At 38.4% G+C, this 22,060-nt stretch carries 14 protein-coding genes and 2 pseudogenes; 13 read left to right on the plus strand and 3 right to left on the minus strand.

The genetic code is table 11. From position 1 onward, the window contains the following. Window positions 1–11: 11 nt before the first annotated feature. Window positions 12–1,034: a YeiH family protein gene (locus LQ188_RS02400; protein ID WP_230176013.1), complete on the minus strand. Its 1,023-nt coding sequence runs from the start codon at window positions 1,032–1,034 to the stop codon at window positions 12–14. A 133-nt stretch (window positions 1,035–1,167) separates the two neighbouring features. Here LQ188_RS02400 and LQ188_RS02405 point away from each other — a divergent pair, with 133 nt between their 5' ends. The 11 genes and pseudogenes from LQ188_RS02405 to LQ188_RS02455 all read left to right on the plus strand — a co-directional run bounded on the left by LQ188_RS02405 (window position 1,168) and on the right by LQ188_RS02455 (window position 17,832). Then, window positions 1,168–2,061, plus strand: a complete 894-nt coding sequence (locus LQ188_RS02405; RefSeq protein WP_230175918.1) for a selenium metabolism-associated LysR family transcriptional regulator — start codon at window positions 1,168–1,170, stop codon at window positions 2,059–2,061. A 238-nt stretch (window positions 2,062–2,299) separates the two neighbouring features. Continuing rightward, window positions 2,300–3,205 (plus strand): hypothetical protein, encoded by a 906-nt coding sequence (locus LQ188_RS02410; protein ID WP_230175919.1) that lies wholly within the window; start codon window positions 2,300–2,302, stop codon window positions 3,203–3,205. Window positions 3,206–3,703: 498 nt separating this feature from the next. Further along, complete coding sequence (locus LQ188_RS02415; RefSeq protein WP_101225347.1) at window positions 3,704–4,330, plus strand: metal-dependent hydrolase; 627 nt, start codon at window positions 3,704–3,706, stop codon at window positions 4,328–4,330. A 484-nt stretch (window positions 4,331–4,814) separates the two neighbouring features. Then, the gene (locus tag LQ188_RS02420; RefSeq protein WP_230175920.1) at window positions 4,815–5,258 is read left to right on the plus strand and encodes a C40 family peptidase; all 444 of its coding nucleotides are present in this window, start codon (window positions 4,815–4,817) and stop codon (window positions 5,256–5,258) included. A 764-nt stretch (window positions 5,259–6,022) separates the two neighbouring features. Continuing rightward, complete coding sequence (locus LQ188_RS02425; protein ID WP_230175921.1) at window positions 6,023–8,152, plus strand: ATP-dependent Clp protease ATP-binding subunit; 2,130 nt, start codon at window positions 6,023–6,025, stop codon at window positions 8,150–8,152. 398 nt (window positions 8,153–8,550) lie between these two features. Beyond that, window positions 8,551–10,425 (plus strand): annotated as a pseudogene (gene pulA / locus LQ188_RS02430) (type I pullulanase); the annotation flags it as partial. 176 nt (window positions 10,426–10,601) lie between these two features. Further along, window positions 10,602–13,565, plus strand: a complete 2,964-nt coding sequence (gene fdhF / locus LQ188_RS02435) for a formate dehydrogenase subunit alpha (RefSeq protein WP_101225344.1) — start codon at window positions 10,602–10,604, stop codon at window positions 13,563–13,565. Further along, window positions 13,558–14,067 (plus strand): annotated as a pseudogene (locus tag LQ188_RS02440) (DUF1641 domain-containing protein); the annotation flags it as partial. The gene fdhF and the pseudogene LQ188_RS02440, both read left to right, overlap by 8 nt. A gap of 772 nt (window positions 14,068–14,839) precedes the next feature. Beyond that, a complete protein-coding gene (locus tag LQ188_RS02445) occupies window positions 14,840–15,343 on the plus strand; it encodes a PCYCGC domain-containing protein (RefSeq protein ID WP_230175922.1) in 504 nt (167 codons plus the stop codon). A 185-nt stretch (window positions 15,344–15,528) separates the two neighbouring features. After that, window positions 15,529–16,500 carry a UV DNA damage repair endonuclease UvsE gene (uvsE, locus tag LQ188_RS02450; protein ID WP_230175923.1) on the plus strand — a complete coding sequence of 324 codons (972 nt, stop codon included), beginning with the start codon at window positions 15,529–15,531 and terminating at the stop codon, window positions 16,498–16,500. 759 nt (window positions 16,501–17,259) lie between these two features. After that, on the plus strand, window positions 17,260–17,832 hold the full coding sequence (locus tag LQ188_RS02455; RefSeq protein WP_206665233.1) for a tyrosine-type recombinase/integrase: 573 nt from the start codon (window positions 17,260–17,262) through the stop codon (window positions 17,830–17,832). Between the two features lie 589 nt (window positions 17,833–18,421). On the opposite strand, the gene LQ188_RS02460 is transcribed toward LQ188_RS02455, so the two are convergent. Next, complete coding sequence (locus tag LQ188_RS02460; RefSeq protein WP_230175924.1) at window positions 18,422–19,132, minus strand: diphthine--ammonia ligase; 711 nt, start codon at window positions 19,130–19,132, stop codon at window positions 18,422–18,424. A 322-nt stretch (window positions 19,133–19,454) separates the two neighbouring features. Then, window positions 19,455–19,850: an effector binding domain-containing protein gene (locus LQ188_RS02465; RefSeq protein WP_230175925.1), complete on the minus strand. Its 396-nt coding sequence runs from the start codon at window positions 19,848–19,850 to the stop codon at window positions 19,455–19,457. A gap of 290 nt (window positions 19,851–20,140) precedes the next feature. Between LQ188_RS02465 and LQ188_RS02470 the strand changes: the two genes are divergently transcribed. After that, a complete protein-coding gene (locus tag LQ188_RS02470; protein ID WP_133346415.1) occupies window positions 20,141–20,815 on the plus strand; it encodes a GntR family transcriptional regulator in 675 nt (224 codons plus the stop codon). A 14-nt stretch (window positions 20,816–20,829) separates the two neighbouring features. Continuing rightward, entirely contained in the window at window positions 20,830–22,047 is a 1,218-nt protein-coding gene (gene lhgO / locus LQ188_RS02475) for an L-2-hydroxyglutarate oxidase (RefSeq protein WP_230175926.1), read from the plus strand. The last annotated feature ends 13 nt before the right edge of the window (window positions 22,048–22,060 follow it).

Raw genomic sequence — 22,060 nt, forward strand, 5'->3', positions numbered from 1 at the left:
TTTTTGAAAAGTTAATTTAAATGGAATGCCTGCACCAATACATACCCGAGGCATGTCAATAAGATAGAGCCGATCAGTCCAGCTAAAAAAGGTTTACCGCCATATTTTCTAAAAGTTACAAGGTCAATATTCAATCCTAGTCCTGCCATGGCCATAGCCATGAGGATATAGGAAAGCATAACAAGTTTATCAGCTAAAGGTTCGGGAACACCAGTAGAGTAAATGGCACTCATTAATAAAAATCCAAAAATGAACCACGGTATCTGAATGGACTTCCAGGAAAATTTCTTTCCGGTAACTGTTGATCGGTCTTTCCAATTCATGATGAACCCAATCAAAATGGCGACGGGAATGAGCAGGGCCACCCTTGTCAATTTGACCACCACTGCCAAGTCGACTGCCTCATTTCCCCCTGGTGCTGCAGCAGCGATGACATGAGCAATTTCATGAAGTGTCGCACCTGAAAAAATACCATATCCTTGATCGGATAACTCCAATAATGGATATAGGATCGTATATCCGAAAGTGAAGGTTGTGCCTAAAACAGCAACCGTCGCTACAGCTATTGCTGTATCTCTTTCCTTTGCTTTTATTTGGGAGGAAATTGCCAGGATGGCAGCAGCTCCGCAAATACCCGTTCCGCAAGCTGTCAATATGCCTAGCTTTTTCTCGACTTTAAATATGCGGGTCATTCCATAAACTACTAATATAGCAAATACCAGACTAATGGCACCAACTGCAAATGTTTTCGGACCGGCATTAAAAATATCCTTTAGGTTCAAGCGCATGCCCAATAAGATAATGCCCACTCTCAAAAGGACTTTACTTGAATAATTTGTTCCTGCAATGGCGTAGGCTGGGACGCCAATCAGTGATTTCCAAACAACACCAATCAGTATCGCAATGACTAACTGTCCCATTATATGAAGGAATGGAAGCTCCGCTAAGTATTTTGCTGCAATGGCAATTAGCAAAGTCAATGCTATCCCTTTTGTAAAACCGAGTTTTTTAGTTTCAACGTTTGTTTGTTCCAGTGTGATCACTCCATCTATGTTGATGGCTTAACTTTAAAGCTAAATTAAAAATAAGTGAAATATATTTTTGCTATTTCAATGATTACTTCTACTTATGATAAAATGAAAGGCATAGGTATATAGGGAGGTAACGATGGATCCATTAAAAGTATTCGTAACCGTAATCGAACAGAAAAACTTTTCAAGGGCTGGGGACATTCTGAACCTGTCGCAGCCAGGAGTCAGTCTTCACATAAGGAATCTGGAAAATGAGTTAGGAACAAAATTAATTTATCGTTCTCCCAAACAAGTTCAAATAACAGAGCCGGGAAAAATTTTGTATAGACATGCAAAGCAAATGCTTAATCATTATGAGACAGCAAAAAGAGAAATAAATGAATTTAATAACGTGGTTAGCGGAACGATGAAAATAGGAGCAAGCTTCACGATAGGGGAATATTACCTTCCAAAAGTATTAGCAGAATTTGCGGCTCAATATCCGATGGTGGACATACAAATCATCATCTCGAATTCAAATGATGTCATTCAAGGAATACGTTCGAATAAGCTTGATATAGGCTTGATTGAAGGTGAAACGAATTATAAAGATATAGATGTCAGGCCATTCATGAATGACGAGATGATAGTTGTCGTTCCCCCGGATCATCCACTTTCACAAATGGATCTCATCGAGGGCAATATGCTTCAAAACCAAACATGGGTACTTAGGGAGCAAGGATCGGGGACCCGTACATATTCCGATAAACTTCTAAGCAGTCTGGAGTTAAACATAAAGAAAACCTTTATTTTCACCAGTATTCAAGGAGTGAAAGAAGCGGTGATGGCTGGGCTTGGCATTGCCCTTTTATCCCGATTGACTGTACAAAAAGAATTGAAGTCCAATGAATTGAAAACCTTTCATTTGAAAAATGAACCCATTATAAGACCTTTTTCGATCGTGAAAAAGTTGGACTTCGAAGCATCAAAAGCCATGGAGTTGTTTTTAAGGAAGGTCGAAGAATTTGCGATAAAGGGCCGTCCTAAATAAAACCCTAAACATTTGCTCAACCTTTCATTTTCAATGAAGAGGTTGGGCATTTTTAACGGCGAAATATTATTAATTTTAATGAAAACGTCGAAAGTAAATTGGAATATGTCAATGATTAAACGAATTTTACGTATTTTAACATAATAGCAAACATATAAATTTAATAGGCAGTCTCCAGGAAGTTTTAAGTCCCTGTAGACTTTTCCTGATATTAATAATCTTAAAAGGAGCAACCACATTGGCTATAGAGGAGCAGAAAGATAAACGGGTTTCTGTTTTCGACAGGATTATTGGATTCATGCCAAAATTTTATGTGATTGGAACAATTTTAATTTTTGTTTATACACTAGTTGCGATGGCTCATTTAGGTATCCAAACTTTGAAAAAGCCAGAGGAAACCTTTGTACCTGCGCCACCTGTTTCTCAGGGCTTTGAACATACATTGATATCGTTAATCATCGAACCGATCGTAACGTCTGAATTTTATCAAATCATCTTTAACACGTTATTTCTTTACCTAGTTTGGATATTGCTTTTCCTATTAGCACCGATTGCTTTTTACCGTTTAAAACACTTTAAATTTTTTAATATCGAAATTGAAATTGAAAAACAAGATGCAGCCGTTTATGAAGTATTCAGCATGAGCAGTTCAAAGATGAAATTTGCTGCGTATTTAACATCCGAGGAATTTCAATTGGAGATATCAGAGGAAATTGCCAACAGCAAGGACTTTAAAACACCATTAATCTATACATTGGACTGTGCCGTGGATTTTTATTCCGATCAATTAGGACTTTCCTTTACCTATGATATCTATACCCTGAACCAGTTCAAAAAAGCAAAGCTGCCTAAATCCATCAAAGCGATGCTTGATAAGTCCATTCAAACCGGCGATCCGTGCATTACGAATAAAAGCAACAGCGATAGTGAATATTACAAGAATTTCCTTCTCTTTTATTTTGAAAACATGGAAGGGAAATTCGTCACTGTCTTAAATAGTTATCAAACTGAATTCGATACATTCGATAAATCCCTGCTTAAAATCCTGCAAAACGTCATTTACGATTACTATTTACAATATAACTATATTTACGAAGCGAGCGAGAAGTTGGAAAAGAATGAAACCATTTCCCATAATAATTAAAAAAACCACCCTACAAGTGGTTATTTTTTTTGGAAAGGTGATTGTTAATTATATTCTGGACAATTTCATTGTTCCCAATGAGCTCAGACGATTTATTAACATGCTGTTCCCGAAAATCCATGTTCTTTATTTTCTTAGACTTTTTCCCTTTTTTAAAATTATTGAAGGCATTTAAAAAAGCTATCTGAATCACTCCCCTTATAGATTAGTATATTCATATGATGGATAAAATTTCATGAAAAACGTCAATTTAGAGAAAAATATTTTGCGGATTTAAAGTGTGGAAATTACCTAAACAAAGCAATTATAGAAATTTAGAAGAATTGTTTTTAATGTATAACTAAGAGTATTTTTTTGCTCCAATTATTGGTTATCCTGGCTTTTTTACAAGAATTAAAGAAATTTCCCCCAAAATATTGTATAGTTAGAATGTAGGGATTCGAACAAACATTCGTTTCTTGGGAACAAATTACTTCTTTGAGGGACAGGAGAGAGACAGTGAACGGTACAGCACACATGGCTATAGGGGCCACAGTTGGATTCTTGACGGCAAACACACTTCAAACAGATCCGACCACCACTTTATTCTTGGTTGGCATTGGGGGTGTTTCTGGCCTTATGCCCGATATGGATATTGATGGGAAGTTAAGTAATAGGATTACTTTTTCACATAAGTTTATCCGAACGATAGCACAAACGATTGGGATATTAATGATCATTTATAGTCTATTGGAAGGCACAAATACGGAAAAGTGGATCGGTGTAGGAGCAGGAATCGGAATCATCATTATTTCATCATTCATTAGACAAAGGCATATGCTGACCCTGTCTGGATTAGCGGTTTTAGGTGGCGGTTTATCTTTGCAGGAAAGCTGGTTGTGGCTGTTAGGCGTCTATATTATCCTGGCATCCTTTACACCACATAGAAGTTATACCCATTCGATTGCCGGTATCGCTTTCTTTGGTATCATTGCCTTTCAATTCGAAGCCTTTATGGGGATTGACGGAATTTTCGCCACTTGTTCATTAGGATACATAAGTCATTTAATTGCAGATTTGAAATGTTTACCTTTTAATAAACGTGGGGTGAAATTATTTCTTCCATTTTTCTCAAAAGAATTTTAACAGTGTTTTTTTTATCGCTGTTCAGACTGTAGACAAATTGGAGAAGAGCCAGTTTGCCTGCAGTTAGTTGATACCAGAAATCCGCTCCGTTTCCACGACCATTTGCCAAGCCCATCAAAGCAAGCGGCTGTGGGTTCTCGGCTAGCCAGTTTTGCTGCAGGAGTGCCGCAAATTTCTTCATTCTAGAGCGGGATCCATTCGTATAAACAAAAAACATGAATGATATTAATTTTCTCTTTTAAATCATGGTTCGGGGTGAGTGCATTCCTAATCTTCCTTTATCGATAAATGCACAGTGGTTATCTAACTACTGTTTTTTCTATGAGAAGCTAAATGGACACATCATTCGACTAATTTTTATGTTTTATATGGTCATTCTTCCTGAATCTACTAAATGTAACATATTTGTAAAGATCCTGTGATGCGAGTGATATACCTTTTCTAGTATATTAGGTTTAGCAAATACATCAGGGGGTAAAATAATTTGTTTAAGAAAATTGTCGTCGGATTGTCATTGGCTATTACGCTTGTAACCGCATCCTTTGCTGGAGACCAAGTGGAAGCTGCTTCATATCATACAAAAGCGATTAAAGTGGCTAAAAGTGAATTAGGTACTAAATATAAAATGGGTGGCATTTCTTCTTCAGGTTTTGATTGTTCCGGTTTAGTGAAGTATTCATATCAAAAAGCTGGTAAGAATTTACCAAGAACTGCTGCTGACATATATAAAAAAGGTAAGAAAGTTAAAAGCCTGCAAAAAGGTGACTTAATGTTTTTTGCACCAAATAAAGCGAAAAAACCTACACATGTGGCTATATACATAGGAAACAATGAATTCATTCACTCTTCATCATCTAAAGGAGTGTCATACGCTAAAACCAATAATACCTATTGGAAGCCAAAGTATATTGGTGCGAAACGTATATAATAGAAGAAAATCAATCTTAATATAAAAAAGCTAAGAGACTTAATGAAGTCTCTTTCAATTTGTAGACAAAAAGGTTTCGGAAGGTTTCATTCCGAAACCTTTTTGATTTTTTATTGGAATTGAAGCAGCTATAGCGGAAAGGAAAGCATGGCATGGGTTGAACAACAAGGGGACTTTTAAGAAAGTATCGATATCACCTCAAGTATTAATACTCCTTAAAAACAAAAAATACTGTAGGCAAAAGTGTTCTATCTTAAAATTAAAACAAAGATGATTGGAACGGAAGGTGCGAGACTCCTGCGGGAAAAGCGCGTCAAGGGGAGACCCTACAGGTGCGAAGACGCCGAGGAGGCTCCACGACCGCCCGCGGAAAGCGAGTACCTGGAGTGGAAATCCAACGTTTAAAAATTGTACAAACCTTAAAGAGACTTAATAAAGTCTTTTTTTGTTTTAAAAAATAAGAGTGAATGAGGCACATGGACAAGAGAATTGGCGTTTTGTTAATAGTTTAAGGTTATGGTGAGTCCTGAAGTGGGTGATCAATACTAATTGAATATTCTAAGGGGCATACATAGAATCTTTTTATTTGACTGGAAATCGATAGTTTAATATGCTTAGCAAACCAATTCAAGGTAATTTCTTTTTTATCAAAAAAATTCCCAAACAAAATTATTGAAAGTCAAAGAAGGTCAATGTATAATAAAGTCAGAAAGTCAAAGAAGGTCAAAGTTTTTTAAATTCTTTTTTTAAAGGAGGAGTACTACATGCTTTGTGAAAAATGCCATGTAAACCAAGCTAATATTCAAGTTCACCTAAATATGAATGGTCAGGAGCATGATGTGAAACTGTGCTCCACTTGTTATAAAGAAGAGCGAAACAAACTTGGAGCAGCTATGGGCGGGATGGATATAGGGAAATTCCAATTTAACGGAACTCCAAATTCATTCAATCCATTTAATTATAATGGTGTACCAAAACCGGATTCAGCTGAACATGGCGATGACGGAGGATTGCTTGAGGAGTATGGCCGAAATTTGACCGATGCTGCTAAAGCAGGACTTATAGATCCGGTTATCGGACGAAGTGAAGAAATTAAACGCGTCATTGAAGTATTAAATAGACGCAATAAAAATAATCCAGTTTTAATCGGTGAACCTGGTGTCGGTAAAACAGCCATTGCTGAAGGTCTTGCTTTAGCGATTGTTGAAGGTTCAGTGCCAGTTAAATTACGTAATAAGCTTGTATATATGCTTGATGTAGCGTCCCTTGTGTCGAATACTGGAATTAGAGGGCAATTCGAAGAACGTATGAAGCAATTGATCAGCGAATTACAGGAAAGAAAAAATGTCATACTATTCATCGATGAAATTCATCAACTTGTGGGAGCTGGTTCGGCAGAAGGATCAATGGATGCAGGAAATATCCTGAAGCCTGCACTTGCACGCGGCGAACTTCAGCTTGTCGGAGCAACCACTTTATCAGAATATAGGAAAATTGAAAAAGATGGTGCCCTTGAAAGGCGCTTCCAGCCTGTACACGTTAATGAGCCGACAACGGCTGAGGCACTTGTCATCTTAAGGGGATTAAAGGATAGTTACGAATCTTATCATGGTGTGACATATAGTGAGGAAGCCCTTAAAGCGGCTGTTGAACTTTCGAACCGCTACATTCAAGACCGCTTCCTGCCTGATAAGGCAATAGACTTAATGGATGAAGCTGGTTCAAAATTGAACTTGACCATCGAAGACGGCCAAGTAGAAAACATGAAAGAACGTTTGGCTCAAATCTATAAAGAAAAAGAAATGGCCTTAAAAGAAGAAGCATATGAAAAAGCTGCTATTCTTCGTGATGAAGAAGAAAAACTGGAAAAGTCATTGCAGGCTGGGGAAGATGCAATTAAGCCAACCGTTACCGTTGAAGACATTCAAAACATCATCGAACAAAAGACTGGTATACCTGTAGGTAAGCTCCAAGAAGATGAGCAAGAAAGGATGGTTAACCTCCAAGCGGAGCTTATGAAAAAAGTAATCGGGCAGGAGGAGGCTGTCAAAAAGGTTTCCAAGGCCGTTCGAAGAAGTCGTGCCGGGTTAAAATCAAAAAACCGTCCTACCGGTTCTTTCCTTTTCGTTGGTCCAACAGGAGTAGGTAAAACCGAATTGGCAAAAACTCTTGCTGAGGAGTTATTCGGGGACAAGGAAGCGATGATTCGTCTTGACATGAGCGAATTCATGGAGAAACACAGTGTTTCTAAATTAATTGGTTCTCCTCCTGGATATGTAGGACATGAGGAAGCTGGACAATTGACGGAAAAAGTTCGCCGCAAGCCTTACAGCATCATCTTATTGGATGAAATCGAAAAGGCACATCCGGATGTAATGCATATGTTCCTGCAAATCATGGAAGATGGCCGCTTAACCGACAGTCAAGGACGGACCGTTACTTTTAAAGATACCGTGATCATCATGACGAGTAATGCTGGAGTCGGTGAGAAACAAAAAGTAATGGGATTCGGTACAAGTTCAGCTGTGGAGGAAGCATCAATCCTACAATCTTTAGGCAGCTTCTTCAAACCGGAATTCCTGAACCGATTCGATAGCATCATTGAATTCTCGGCTTTGGAGAAAGAAGATCTTCTGCAAATCGTTGATATCATGATTCACGAGCTTGACGAAACACTTGCTGCAAATGGTTTATCGTTAGATGTAACTAATGAAGCGAAACAAAGGCTAATTGAACTCGGATATCACCCAACTTTCGGAGCGAGACCGCTTCGCCGTGTTCTACAAGAACAGCTTGAAGACGGCATCACTGACTTTATCTTTGAGCAACCTGAAATTAAGAACTTCACTGCAATTGTTGAAGATAACTCTGTGAAAATTATTAAAACACCATAAAGAGTACTAGAAATGCCTCCAAGACCGTAAAACTGTTATGGAGGCATTTTTTTATCTTTTTTGGCTTCGTTTTCATAAAAGGATAGGTAAGGTTCAGCTAAATGACCTACAGCTTTCGCTCAAAATATAGATTTCTGAATTTTCGACATAATTTGCCGATCGAATGTTTTGATGGGTAATGCCTGTGGAATCATAACATAAGGGAAAATTCGCTCATGATTATAAAAATTAATAATTCCTGTTCTAAAATGGGAATTTCAATGGAGGAATGACCTATTAAAGATTCACTTTCTTATTTTGAAGAGGAAAATAAAAATAATCGAAAACCTACGGGTAATGAAACGGAAAATCAGTTGGAATCCCTGCCGATTGCTAATATTAATCCAGTAAACCCGTCGGAATTGGATGAACTATATTTCTATGAAGGCAAAGATTTAGGAAATTCCTATCTTAAAGATAAAACGGCATTCCGGTTATGGGCACCACTTGCATCTGAAGCTAAGCTAGTTACTTATAAACATTGGGATGATTCAGATGGAATAGAGATTCCGATGGTGCGTTCGGAAAAAGGTACCTGGACGATTGAGTTGAACGGTGATCAGGATGGATTGATTTATACATATAAAGTGAGAGTGGGAGAAAACTGGAGTGAAGCCGTCGATCCATATGTTCGTGCAGTTACTGTTAATGGTATTAAAGGAGTCGTGATAGATATAACAGATACGAACCCTGAAAGGTGGACACGAGATAAACCACCTCTCGAAAAAGCTGAGGACATAGTCATTTATGAATTGCATACACGGGATTTATCTATTCATCCTGAAAGCGGAATCCATCATAAAGGTAAATTCTTAGGAGTGATTGAAGCCGGAACCAAAGGTCCAGAAGGAGTGAAAACGGGTCTTGATCATATTAAAGATCTAGGCGTTACCCATGTTCAGTTTATCCCGATATTCGACTTTGCCACAGTCAATGAAATGAAATTGAATGAACCACAATATAACTGGGGATATGATCCACAGAATTATAACGCTCCCGAGGGCTCTTATTCGTCTGATCCGTATCAACCAAAAGTCAGGATTCGTGAGTTAAAGGAAATGATTCAAGGTTTACATGATCACGGTTTACGAGTAATCATGGATGTTGTCTATAATCACGTTTATTCTGTGGAGCACTCAAACTTCCATAAACTCGTTCCCACTTACTTTTTTCGCTATAACGCTGACGGCTCCTTATCTAATGGAACTGGTGTAGGAAATGACACCGCGTCTGAACGTAAAATGATGCGCAAATTCATTGTTGAATCCGTAACCTATTGGGCGAAGGAATTTAACCTTGATGGTTTCCGTTTCGATTTAATGGGGATTCATGATGTGGAAACGATGAATGAAGTGAAAAAGGCATTGGCAGAAATTGATCCGACCCTCATTGTTTTGGGTGAAGGCTGGGATATGGATACCCGCTTGGCCCAAGAGCTGAAAGCAAATCAAAAGAATGCTTTTAAAATGCCTGGAATCGCTCATTTTAATGATGCGATCCGTGATGGTTTAAAAGGGTTTGTAATGAATGAACATGATAAAGGATTCGTGAATGGAAAACCAGGAATGGAAGATATTATAAAAAAAGGAATTGCTGGTGGTTTGAAATATGATGATGATATCGCAACATATCAAAGACCAGATCAAGTGATCAATTATGTTGAAGCACATGATAATTATACTTTATGGGATAAACTTCTCATCACTAATCCAGATGCGACGGAAGAAAAACGGAAACAGATGCATAAATTAGCTTCGGCAATTGTCTTACTGTCACAGGGAATTCCAATGATACATGCTGGACAAGAGTTCATGCGCACGAAGGATGGAGATGAAAATAGCTATCAATCTTCTGATTGGATTAACCGATTGGATTGGAAAAGAAGAGCGGAGTTCGATCGGGAAGTGGAGTATATGAAAGGGCTAATTTCGCTCAGGAAAAATCATTCTGTTTTTAGGTTAAGCACACCCGAAGAAATAGAAAAGCATTTACAATTCTTTGATGCTCCGCCAAATGTGGTTGCATTCTCTTTAATAACTGAAGATTCAACAATTGCAGTGATTCATAATGCAAATTGGGACGCGATTACGATTTCTCTTCCCCACGAAGATAATTGGACCGTTTTAGTGGATGGACAGCGGGCTGGCCTGGAAGAAATAGAAAGGATTAAAGGGAGTAAGATAACCGTTGCCCCTTTAAGTTCTTTTGTATTGAAAGCAAAATCTAACCAATGACGATAAAGTCGAAGTGAGTGAATACTATGTCTCACTTCGACTTTGTTCATTTCTGATATGAAATTGGTTAAAAGGAGTCTTCCATTTTTTACTTTCGCAAGTTTGAGAAAAAATGTGCGGGGGTAGAAAATATAAAATGATGAATTTTTTCGTTGTGTAAGAGGGGAGCGATTAGTTTGCCAGAGAAAGTGCATATAAAAATCAATGGTGCAGAGACCAGTCTGGAAGGTAATCAAACAATATTACAAATGCTGACGGATAGCTCCATTGAAGTCCCGAATGTTTGTTACCATCCTAGCCTAGGTCCTATCGAAACATGTGATACATGTTTAGTGAGCGTTAATGGAGAACTTGTAAGGTCTTGTTCAACCAAGATCAACGATGGTGATGTAATTGATACAGTTGCACCTGATGTAAAAGAAGCACAGGTCATGGCTATGGACAAGATATTGTATAACCATGAGCTTTATTGTACGGTTTGCGATTATAATAATGGCGGCTGTGAAATACACAATACGGTTAAGGAAATGAAGGTAAATCATCAAAGTGTTCCTTTTGATCAAAAACCATATGAAGTGGATCGGTCGAATCCATTCTATCGATATGATCCTGATCAATGCATCCTTTGCGGCCGTTGTGTTGAAGCGTGTCAAGATGTACAGGTCACCGAAACATTGACCATTGATTGGGAAGCAAAACGCCCGCGTGTCATTTGGGATGATAATGTTCCGATCAATGAATCTTCATGTGTGTCATGTGGACACTGTTCAACTGTATGTCCGTGTAATGCAATGATGGAAAAGGGAATGGAAGGGGAAGCCGGATTTTTAACCGGCATTGCCAAACAAACACTTCGACCAATGATAGAAATCACGAAAAATGTTGAAACGGGTTATGGTTCGATTTTAGCGATTTCAGATATGGAATCCGCCATGAGGGATGCAAGGATCAAGAAGACAAAAACAGTTTGTACATACTGTGGGGTAGGATGCAGCTTTGACGTTTGGACCAAAGATCGTAAAATCCTTAAGATCGAACCGCAAGTGGAGGCACCTGCAAATGGAATTTCGACTTGTGTAAAAGGGAAATTCGGATGGGATTTCGTGAATAGTGAAGAAAGACTCACAAAACCATTAATTAGGGAAGGGGATGCGTTCAGGGAAGCTGAATGGGAAGAAGCCCTTGAATTGATTTCCCGTAAATTCACTGAAATCAAAGATTCTCACGGTCCGGATTCGATGGCTTTCATAACGTCTTCCAAATGCACCAATGAAGAGTCCTATTTAATGCAAAAGCTGGCTAGGGGAATCATTGGCACCAATAATGTGGATAACTGTTCCCGGTATTGTCAGACACCGGCTACTTTAGGACTATTCAGAACGGTTGGATATGGCGGAGATACAGGGGGCATAAAGGATATCGAAAAGTCCGAACTTGTATTGATCATAGGCTCCAATACATCCGAATCACACCCCGTGTTGGCTACAAGAATCAAACGTTCCCATAAACTAGGTAAACAGAAGCTGATAGTGGCGGACATCAGAAAGCATGAAATGGCTGAACGCTCCGACCTCTTTATCCAGCCTGCTCCGGGAACGGATATCATTTGGCTGTCGGCCGTGTCTAAATATATCGTCGACAAAGGATGGGCAGATACAGACTTCATCAAAAATCGTGTAAATGGAATGGAAGAATACATCAAGACTTTGGAACCTTACACAATGGAATATGCAGAAAAAGTAACAGGTGTAGCTAAGGAAGATTTAATTACGTTGGCAGAGGCCATTCATGATGTGGAAAGTGTTGCAACGCTTTGGGCCATGGGAGTTACCCAGCATGGAGGAGGAAGCGATACAAGTACTGCAATTTCCAATCTAATGCTAATAACAGGCAACTACGGAAAACCTGGAACAGGTACTTACCCATTACGCGGCCATAATAATGTTCAAGGAGCCAGCGATTTTGGCAGTATGCCGGATCGCCTGCCAGGTTATGAAAAAGTAACAGATGAAAAGGTCCGCTTGAAATATGAAAACACCTGGGGTGCAAAAATACCAGAAAACCCTGGCCTGAATAATCATGAAATGGTCGAAGGGATACATGCCGGTACCATCAAAGCAATGTACTTAAAGGGTGAAGATATGGGTCTGGTCGATTCGAATATCAATCATGTCCATAAAGCATTTGAAAAACTGGACTTCTTTGTGGTACAAGATATCTTCTTATCAAGAACGGCTGAATTCGCGGATGTCGTCCTTCCCGCAAGCCCAAGCTTTGAAAAAGAAGGTACTTTCACGAATACGGAACGCCGTATTCAACGTCTTTATCAAGTCTTTGAACCGCTTGGCGACTCAAAGCCTGATTGGCAAATCATAATGAATGTCGCTAATTCGTTAGGAGCCGGCTGGAATTATGAGCATCCAAGTGAAATTATGGAGGAAGCCGCTAAACTATCACCGTTATATGCAGGAGTAAGGTATGAACGCTTGGAGGGTTATAACAGTCTTCAATGGCCAGTGACGCCAGATGGTAAAGATACGCCACTGTTATTCACGGAAGCTTTTCCTTTCCCTGATGGAAAAGCAAGGTTATTTCCAGTCGAATGGACCAAACCGATTGACTTTGGGGATGAGTTCGATATCCATGTGAATAATGGCCGTTTATTGGAACATTTCCATGAAGGAAACATGACCTATAAATCAAAAGGCATTACTTCCAAAACGCCAAAAGTCTTCCTTGAGGTATCCCGGGAATTGGCAAAAGATAGAGGGCTTGAGGATGGCACTCTTGTTCGGCTTACTTCACCATATGGAAATGCAAAAGTGCAATGTCTGATTACGGATCGTGTAAAAGGTAAAGAAGTTTATCTGCCAATGAACGATTCAGGTGACGGGGCAATCAACCAATTGACAAGCAGCCATTCAGATAAAGATACTGATACTCCTGCCTATAAGGAAGTTCAAGCAAAAATGGAAGTGCTCAGGGTTAAAGGAGACAATCCATTGCCGAGTATCAACCATCGTAATGGTAATCCACAACCGCAGATAGGTGTACAAGTACAAAAAAAATGGGCTCGCGAAGATTATATATTCCCAGGTGACCTCTTGAAGATCAAAAAGGAGGAGAGGAACCGTGGCTAAAGCGACAAAAGTGATCAATCGAATCTCCATTAGCGATGAAGAAAAAAGAAGAATTGAACTCGAGGATATCGAGCGTACCCTTTTGGAAAATAAAGAAGTGATTAAAGAAACGTTTGAAGTCATGAAGGGCATGCAGGATCGAGGGATTTTATCAATGGTTAACAGCTTGTTGAAGGAAGGGGACAAAGTGCTGAACATTCTTGTCAAGACAGCAGACACCCCAGAAACGGCAAATACGCTAAAAAATCTGCTTCTCATACTTGGCACATTAGGAACACTTAATGTTCAGCAGCTTGAACCGCTTATCCTCAAGATCAATTCAGGGATTGCCCGTGTGGCAGAGTCTGATAAAATGCCGGAAAAGCCAAGCTACCTATCATTGCTGCGTTCCTTGAATGACCAAGAAGTCAAACAAGCTATGACTTTTCTGATGACCTTTCTTAAAGGAATGGGAAAAGATACAAGCGATTTGGAAAGAACAACCCAATTACCAGAGAATCAGCATTTGCATAAAGCGAATGAAATAGCGGACATAGAACGGCCGACCTCCAGAAAATCATACGGATCGAGTATACCCAGTAAAAGCGGAAGCGAAAAAAAACGAATCACTAGCTGGCTTTGGGTCGCAGCAGGAGTTTCTCTTGTAACCATTCCGCTAGCCTTATCTAAAAGTAAGAAATAAAGTAGCTCGTTAATATTATTGAAACGGACGTAAAATCGAATTTACTTTGACTTGAGAGATGGTGAATAATTCCCACCAAAATATTAAAGCCGATGATTCCCTTATAAGGAAACATCGGCTTTTATCTACCCTTACTCATTGGAATCCCCATTTTATTATTGATAACCGCATATATAAAACAAAAAATTAAACCAGCTGCTTCATGAAGAGGGAGGCTGCCGGTTTTTGATGGCTGAGATTAAGATCAAATATAAAAAGATTATGGTGAATAACAAGAGCAGAAAGTAATCTTCTCCACGACCTACTATCAAATATTGTTTGATGCTATAGAAAGAGTGCAATATATTCAAGCCCTGTAGGTTATCAAGGAGGATAATAAGGAAATATGTGCCTAATAAAATTAACAATGATGGTAGTGGCGCTCTCACAACAATATCACCTCATTCTTTTTTTCTTAAAGTGTGTGGTTAATACTTTAAAAATATGCAAGAAGTCGTGTCATTTTAAATCCTTATATTTAGGAACCTTATGCTTGTAATAAGCCTTTGTATGCCATAAAATGGGAGTATGAAAATGACCAAGGAGTGTATAAATGAAGCTAAAATTAATGACCGTCACTTTGGGAATCTGTTCTTCATTAATACTTTCAGGCTGTTCAAGTGAAGAGGGAAATGTTGTGAAAAAAGAAAGCAGTCATGAAGGACATTCAGAGCATACGGTATCTGGAGACCTTCAGGAGGAGACCAGCAGTAAGGAAATAGCACCGGATTTCTTAGCTGAAAAACCGGAGGATATGAAGACAATCTATTTAGCTGTTGCACAAAATAAAGATTTACTAGAAAAAATACCTTGTTACTGCGGTTGCGGAGAGTCAGCTAACCATAAAAATAATTACGATTGTTTTATCCATGAGAATAAAAAAAATGGTGAAGTGGTTTGGGATGACCACGGGACAAGATGCGGAGTTTGCTTAGAAATTGCTGCGCAATCCATATTGGACTTGAATGACGGTATGAGCGTCAAAGAGATCCGGAATAAAGTCGATGAAAAATATAAAAACGGATATGCCAAACCAACTCCTACTCCTGAAGTGTAAGTACAAAAAAAGTATGAAAAATTCAAGCGAAAATGAGTGTTTGGAAAATACGGCTTTTGCCCGATATTCATTCGGAAAAAGGCCGTTTTTTAATTTCTCGGAGTCATGGATGCTTTCACATTTATAATATTGGTCTCATAGGGGAATACTTCCATTAAACATTCAACGTGAAAGGAGCTATCACATTGACATTAATCCGCCTTGGTTATGTAGCCATGAGTAATCATGTGCCAAACTGTTCACCATCCCAAACGATGACTTTTGCTCAGTTTTCTAAAATTAAGGACAGAGATGCAGCGATAAGGAAGCTCGAACGCATTTCAATATCCAATCTTCATAATAGCTGGCGTTTACTGATTCATAACGAAGCTAATAATATTCAGTTCTTCAGGCTTTCTTCAAAACTTATCCCTTTAGCCAATCATCCAGAAATTCCAGAATGGGATTACATAGATCCTATTTCAGAAGAACTGGCTAAATTAAAAACATTCATAAAGAATCACCCAAAAATGAGGATAGATTTTCACCCAGATCATTTTGTCATCTTGAATAGCTCAAATATCGATATACTGAAGACATCCTTAAAAACATTAAGGATGCACTTTACTTTATTAAAAAAAATGGGAGTGGATCCCGAGCACCGCTGTGTTTTGCATGTTGGCGGCGGTTATGGCGAGCATGTACAGGCATTAGAGCAGTTTATCCATAATTGGGGTTTGATTCCGGAATCGATTCAAAGAATGGTCATTCTTGAGAATGATGATACTACCTATACTTTGTCGGAAACACTTTATTTATGTGAAAAATTAGGCATACCAATGGTTTTTGATTATCACCATTACCTTGCACATCAGATACCAAATGAAGATTGGAAAGATCATTGGGACCGAATATTGAATACCTGGAGTAATTCCAAGCTACCCCCTAAAATGCATATTTCAAGTCCAAGGTCCGATAAAGAATTTCGAGCACATGCTGATTTTGTGGATACTGGAATGTTCATGGAATTTTTGCAACAAATAAAGGGAAGCTTACCACAGCTGGATTGCATGATTGAAGCAAAACAGAAGGATGGAGCACTTTTCCAGTTGATGGATGAGCTGAAAAGTCACAAAGACATAGAGATTATTGATAATGCCAGTTTTTATATTCATTAATTGATTGGGGGAATATATGACAAAGGGAAGTAAATAAGATTCTCTTTATCAAATATCCTGTGTTTACATAACATTATTATCGTCAATAGATTGGTCGCTATTCCTGTATTCGAATTCCGTTATCAATGAAAAATTGTTTAGAAAGAGCGAGGGGGTAAAAAGTCATAAAAGTTATTGCAAAACTTCTTCATTAACAATCTGGTTAGCAGGGGGGCAGTGGCAATTTTTTTATAATTGAGAATACGATAGTTGTTCTGTTGTCTGTTTGAGCAGCTTTCATTTTCCTTTGGAAGAAATCGCTGCCTCTCTCCAAGGTTCAATTGTTTTTACAGGAATATATTGAAAATCAAGGCCGAATATTCCATAGCATGGTGAAATCGAAATTTTTTGCAGACTATGTTAAAAATTAGAAAAATAGTTATTTTAAATAGTGCATGTACAAAAATATAATAAAAGTCATAAAAAACGAGCTTCATATTTAGCTTTTAAAGCTGTTGTTTTACTTTATTGGAGTCATTAATCAAGAAGGAGTTAAAAAGGCTCTATGAATCTATATAGCCGGTTAATGGCGGTTGGTAGATTATAGGTGCTTTCTGGTTTGTTTTTATAAGAATATTCTGAATGTAACAAAGGACCTGTATTGATACATTCAAAAACGCATTAAATCAAGGTTTATACGGGTATCAAAATTTATAAAACTTGCCTTTTTTTCACCTGTTCACGTACAATGAAAGAAGGGGAAAGGAGAATGAGCCATTCATGCAAGCAGCCTCTCAAAGAATTAAAAATGTCCAGCCGATACGCCGGTTGGATCACATAGAAAAAATGAAAAAGTCACTATTAAAATATTGCAGCTACAGGGATTATATGATGTTTTCAATCGGGATAAACATCGGGTTACGTATAGGGGATCTTTTACAATTGAGAGTGAAAGACATTCTTGAGGGTACGCATATTGTCATTGTGGAGCAAAAAACAGATAAAATTAAGCGGTTCCTTGTCAATCCTCAACTTCGTAAAGAAGTTAGGAAGTATGTCCGGAAATCGAACCTGAAAAATGATCAGTATTTATTTCCAAGTCGAAAGGGTAATGGTCCAATCACCAGGGTACAGGCCTATCGGGTTCTGAACAAAGCGGCTGAAATGGCAGACATTCCGGATGTAGGTACACATACCCTTCGAAAAACCTTCGGCTACTTACATTACCAAAAATTCAAGGATATCGCTTTACTGCAGCAAATCCTTAATCATTCCAATCCAAAAGATACGATGATTTACATAGGACTCACACAGGATTTAATGGACGAAACATTAATGGATTTCTATTATTAACTGAAAAGGACGAAGTACAACTCCTGTAGTACTCATTATTTTTATATGGATATCACATTCCTTCAATGGGGAGTTATTTCAGAGGAAACATTATTTCGATATATCTGAATGGGTAGATAAAACTAGAATCATTGGTGTGGATAGGTGAAAGGGCACTCGGAATGGGATACGCGCCTTTTGCTAGGAAAATCTACTTCACTGAGGATTTTGAAAATTATAAGAGTTTTGGCCAGGTAATGGACAGAGTTTTAAATCAACCGAATGACTTCTCAAAAAAGACTAGAATACATAGTCTTTTTTTCTTGATACCACCGTACTGATTTTTATAAAGAGTCACTCGATTTAGTATATTAAAAACATTTACTTTTCTGAAATTCTGTTATTTTCCTGTTTAAAAAATAATGAAACAGAAAGTTATCAGAAATGAATGGTTGCTGCAAAATGGAGTCACTATAATAATATTATGTTAACTAAAACTCGATATTCTCCTACTGTCAAAGGACTCGAACTGCACCTCAATCGTTATAGAAAATCTCATAATTGGTGTGCAGTATGGAGTGGTTACCACTAAAATAGGTAATTAGTTCGGTTATAAGGTACTCATATTCGTCATCTTATCTAGCTCCAAAGGCAAAAAAGCATATTCTCCGTCCTTGATTATCTCACATTTACGAACGGTAATTGGCTGTTTAAAAATGGGCCCGTCTATTACGGTCGTATGGAACTCTCCGCCTTCTCCGCAGGGGTCAATACCGCGAGCTTCAAGGTCCTTCACGTATTCATGGGTTAACGTTCGCCCTAAATCATCCTCTGTCATTCCCAATGATAAATTAACGGTTACGATGATCGTTACAAATCCCAGATTCATGAACTCTTCGACAGCTTCACGATGATTCATTTCCCATAAAGGCATTCCAAGCTTCAACCCGGCATTCTTCGTAACCTTATCATGCCAACAGCCATGGGCAGGCATATCCAAGTCTCCTGTTACTAAAACTTCTGCTCCTTGATTTTTAGCATTTTCTAAAAGGTGCATAAATACTTTTTCATAATCAGTCCAACTGGCAGCTGCAGTATATACAGGCAATCCTATTGATTCAGCTTGGGCATGTATGAGTTCCGGAGGCATTCCATGGGATCTGGAACGTTTTCCTTCTTCCTCCAGCATGACGATAAGTCCTACAGCTTCTCCAATCTTCATTGCTTTATAAAGGGCTAAGACACTATCCTTTCCTCCGCTAAAAGATGCTATGAACTTATGACCGCGAGCACTATTTTTCCAATCGATTAATTCTGACATTCATATTTTCCCCTTTATTCTAATGACTTTTTGCCAATTTCCTATTTTATAGATGAATTATGATAACTATATTTGTTTGATTTTATCACGGTTGAAGCCTTCAGATAAGATATTAATGCATCCTGATACAAAAAACTTGATTTAAGGGAAGTTCTTCCCGAAAAAACTACTCTATAATGAACTGAACAATATAACGTGATTAATCCCTAGGGTACAAAGCTGAAATAAAAAGGCATGAGTCTCGGTGGGGGACCGATTCATGCCCTTAAGGCTAGCTAAATTGTATAGCCATTATGGGTTTATTTCACATAGTAGCTTCTTTTTATAAAACCGCAATATGTATTTCCACTTTTCCATCAGGGTAATATTTTTCAAAATCCAGGCTATATTTCCTGTTCATTTTTTTCTCTTCCTCCAGCTGCCATATCTTTTTCCAGGTTTCACCTATGGAATGTTCATCTTGTAAACACTCAAACACCGCGTATTCTTGATCTGGAATGACAAAATTTTCATTCGATACGGGGGTTTCGGTGGCTATAGCTAATGTATAATCTCCACGATAGTTACTTTCGTACTGATGGTATATCCCATATTTCATATCATTTTCAATATTATAATCATTTGTTTTGCTCCAAAGGGATCCGGTTTTCTCGAAAAGATTTTTATCGGTGAAATTATTAGTCCTTATTTCGCCAATCATGTAGACTTCTTTACTCATTAACTAGCAACCCCTTATTTAAATAAATTTGAATACCACAATAATGATATCATAATGATGAGATTTTTTGGAAAGTTTTGGCGTTAGTTCCTGGTTTGGATTTTGTGAATTGAAGTTAAATATAAATGGAGGAACCAATTTATATTCAGATGTGAATTAGTTGTTTACCCTATTTATTGTATCCAGTGTAATTTAAATTGGATACAATATATTAAAAATTTAGTATTGTAATCGCTTTATATAGTTGATATAGTTTAAATTGTATCCAATATCGAAAGGTGGACGCTGAATTGGATAATGCTAATTCTAAAAGAGATAAATCTACAATCGTAAAAAATGTAACGAAAAGTCTTAGGAAGGCGATTTTGAATGGGACGTTGAAAAAGGGGGAGCGACTCATTCAAGAGGAGTGGGCAGATCGCCTGGAAGTAAGCAGAATGCCCATTCGTGAAGCCCTTACACAACTTCAAATGGAGGGGTTGGTGGAAATGGTTCCTCATAAAGGAGCAATCGTCACACCGATTACCCGGGATGATATTGAAGAAATTTATCATACCAGGTCTCTGCTTGAAGGCCTTGCTGTAGAAAAGTCGCTTCCTTATTTAACAAAGGAGGATAAAGAAAAATTAAAGGGAATTTTGATTGAAATGGAAGGGATTCAGTTATCTGATGAAACCAATGAACATTATATCCTTTTGAATGCGGCTTTTCATGAAACCCTCCGAAAAGGGTGCCCGTGGCCAAGAGTTCAAAAAATGGTAGAAACGTTGGGTATCTCACCCATTGCGCCGAATTTGCTGATTGATTATTACCCAGAAACGCAACGGGAACACCGGATGATATATGAAGCGGCACTAAGAGGGGATCCTGCAGAACTAAGGGCAGCAGTAGAATTTCACATCTTACGGACTAAGAACAATTTAATTACGTATATGGAGTTGCTGAATACTAATAATCATCAATAAAAGGAGTGTTAATTGTGTATGATTTCGCAATTGTTGGCGGGGGAATTGTAGGTTTATCGACGGGAATGGCCCTTTATCAGCGGTTTCCTAATGCTAAAGTGGTAGTCATTGAAAAAGAGGCTGTTGTTGCAGATCATCAAACGGGGCATAACAGCGGCGTCATCCATTCAGGAATTTATTATAAACCAGGCAGTTTCAAAGCACGGTTTGCCCGTCAAGGAAGCAAATCAATGACGGAATTCTGTAGGATGCATGGAATTGATCATGATATTTGCGGTAAGGTCATTGTTGCAACAAAACCAGAAGAGTTGCCCCTTCTTGATGATTTATTTTCACGCGGTTTACAAAATGAGCTAGCTATCCAAAGAATCGGTGTGGAAGAGTTAAAGGAAATTGAACCGCATGTTAATGGACTTGGAGCGATTCGCGTCCCGCAAGCCGGCATCGTCAATTATCGTCAGGTAAGTGAAAAGATGGCGGATATCATCCGAGGCAACGGCGGTGAAATCAAGCTGAATACAAAGGTGGAGAAGATTGACGAGGATTCTGATGAAGTCATCATCGCTACGAACAACGGGACAATAAAAGCAAGGATAGTCATTAATTGCGCTGGATTGCACAGTGACCGTATCGCAGCAGCTGCGGGGTATAAAACTGATATGAAAATTGTCCCGTTTCGCGGTGAATATTTTAAATTGAAGCCCGAAAAGCGCTTTCTTGTCAATCATTTAATTTATCCGGTACCTAACCCGAAATTCCCATTTTTAGGAGTTCATTTCACACGGATGATTAGCGGCGAAGTAGATGCTGGCCCAAATGCTGTACTAAGTTTCAAACGTGAAGGTTATAAAAAAACTGACTTCAATGCGAAGGATTTAACTGAAGTTTTAAGCTATAAAGGTTTTTGGAAACTGGCCAGTAAATTCATGAAGGAAGGGATGGATGAATATGTCCGTTCTTTTAGTAAAAAGCAATTTACGAAAAGCCTGCAGGAATTGATTCCGGAAATTCAAGAAGATGATTTAATCCCTGCACCTGCCGGAGTCCGGGCACAGGCGTTACAGGATGATGGTAATATGGTGGATGATTTTCATATTATAATGGGGAAACGGACCATTCATGTTTGTAATGCACCGTCACCTGCAGCAACAGCATCAATTGAAATTGGAAAAGAGGTTGTTAACCGCATTCCGGAACAATCACACTTATTGGAAGCGGCATTTACAAAATAAAATTCGTTAAAGA

Origin of the sequence: Peribacillus sp. Bi134 (assembly GCF_918698065.1) — a bacterium.
GTDB lineage: Bacteria > Bacillota > Bacilli > Bacillales > DSM-1321 > Peribacillus.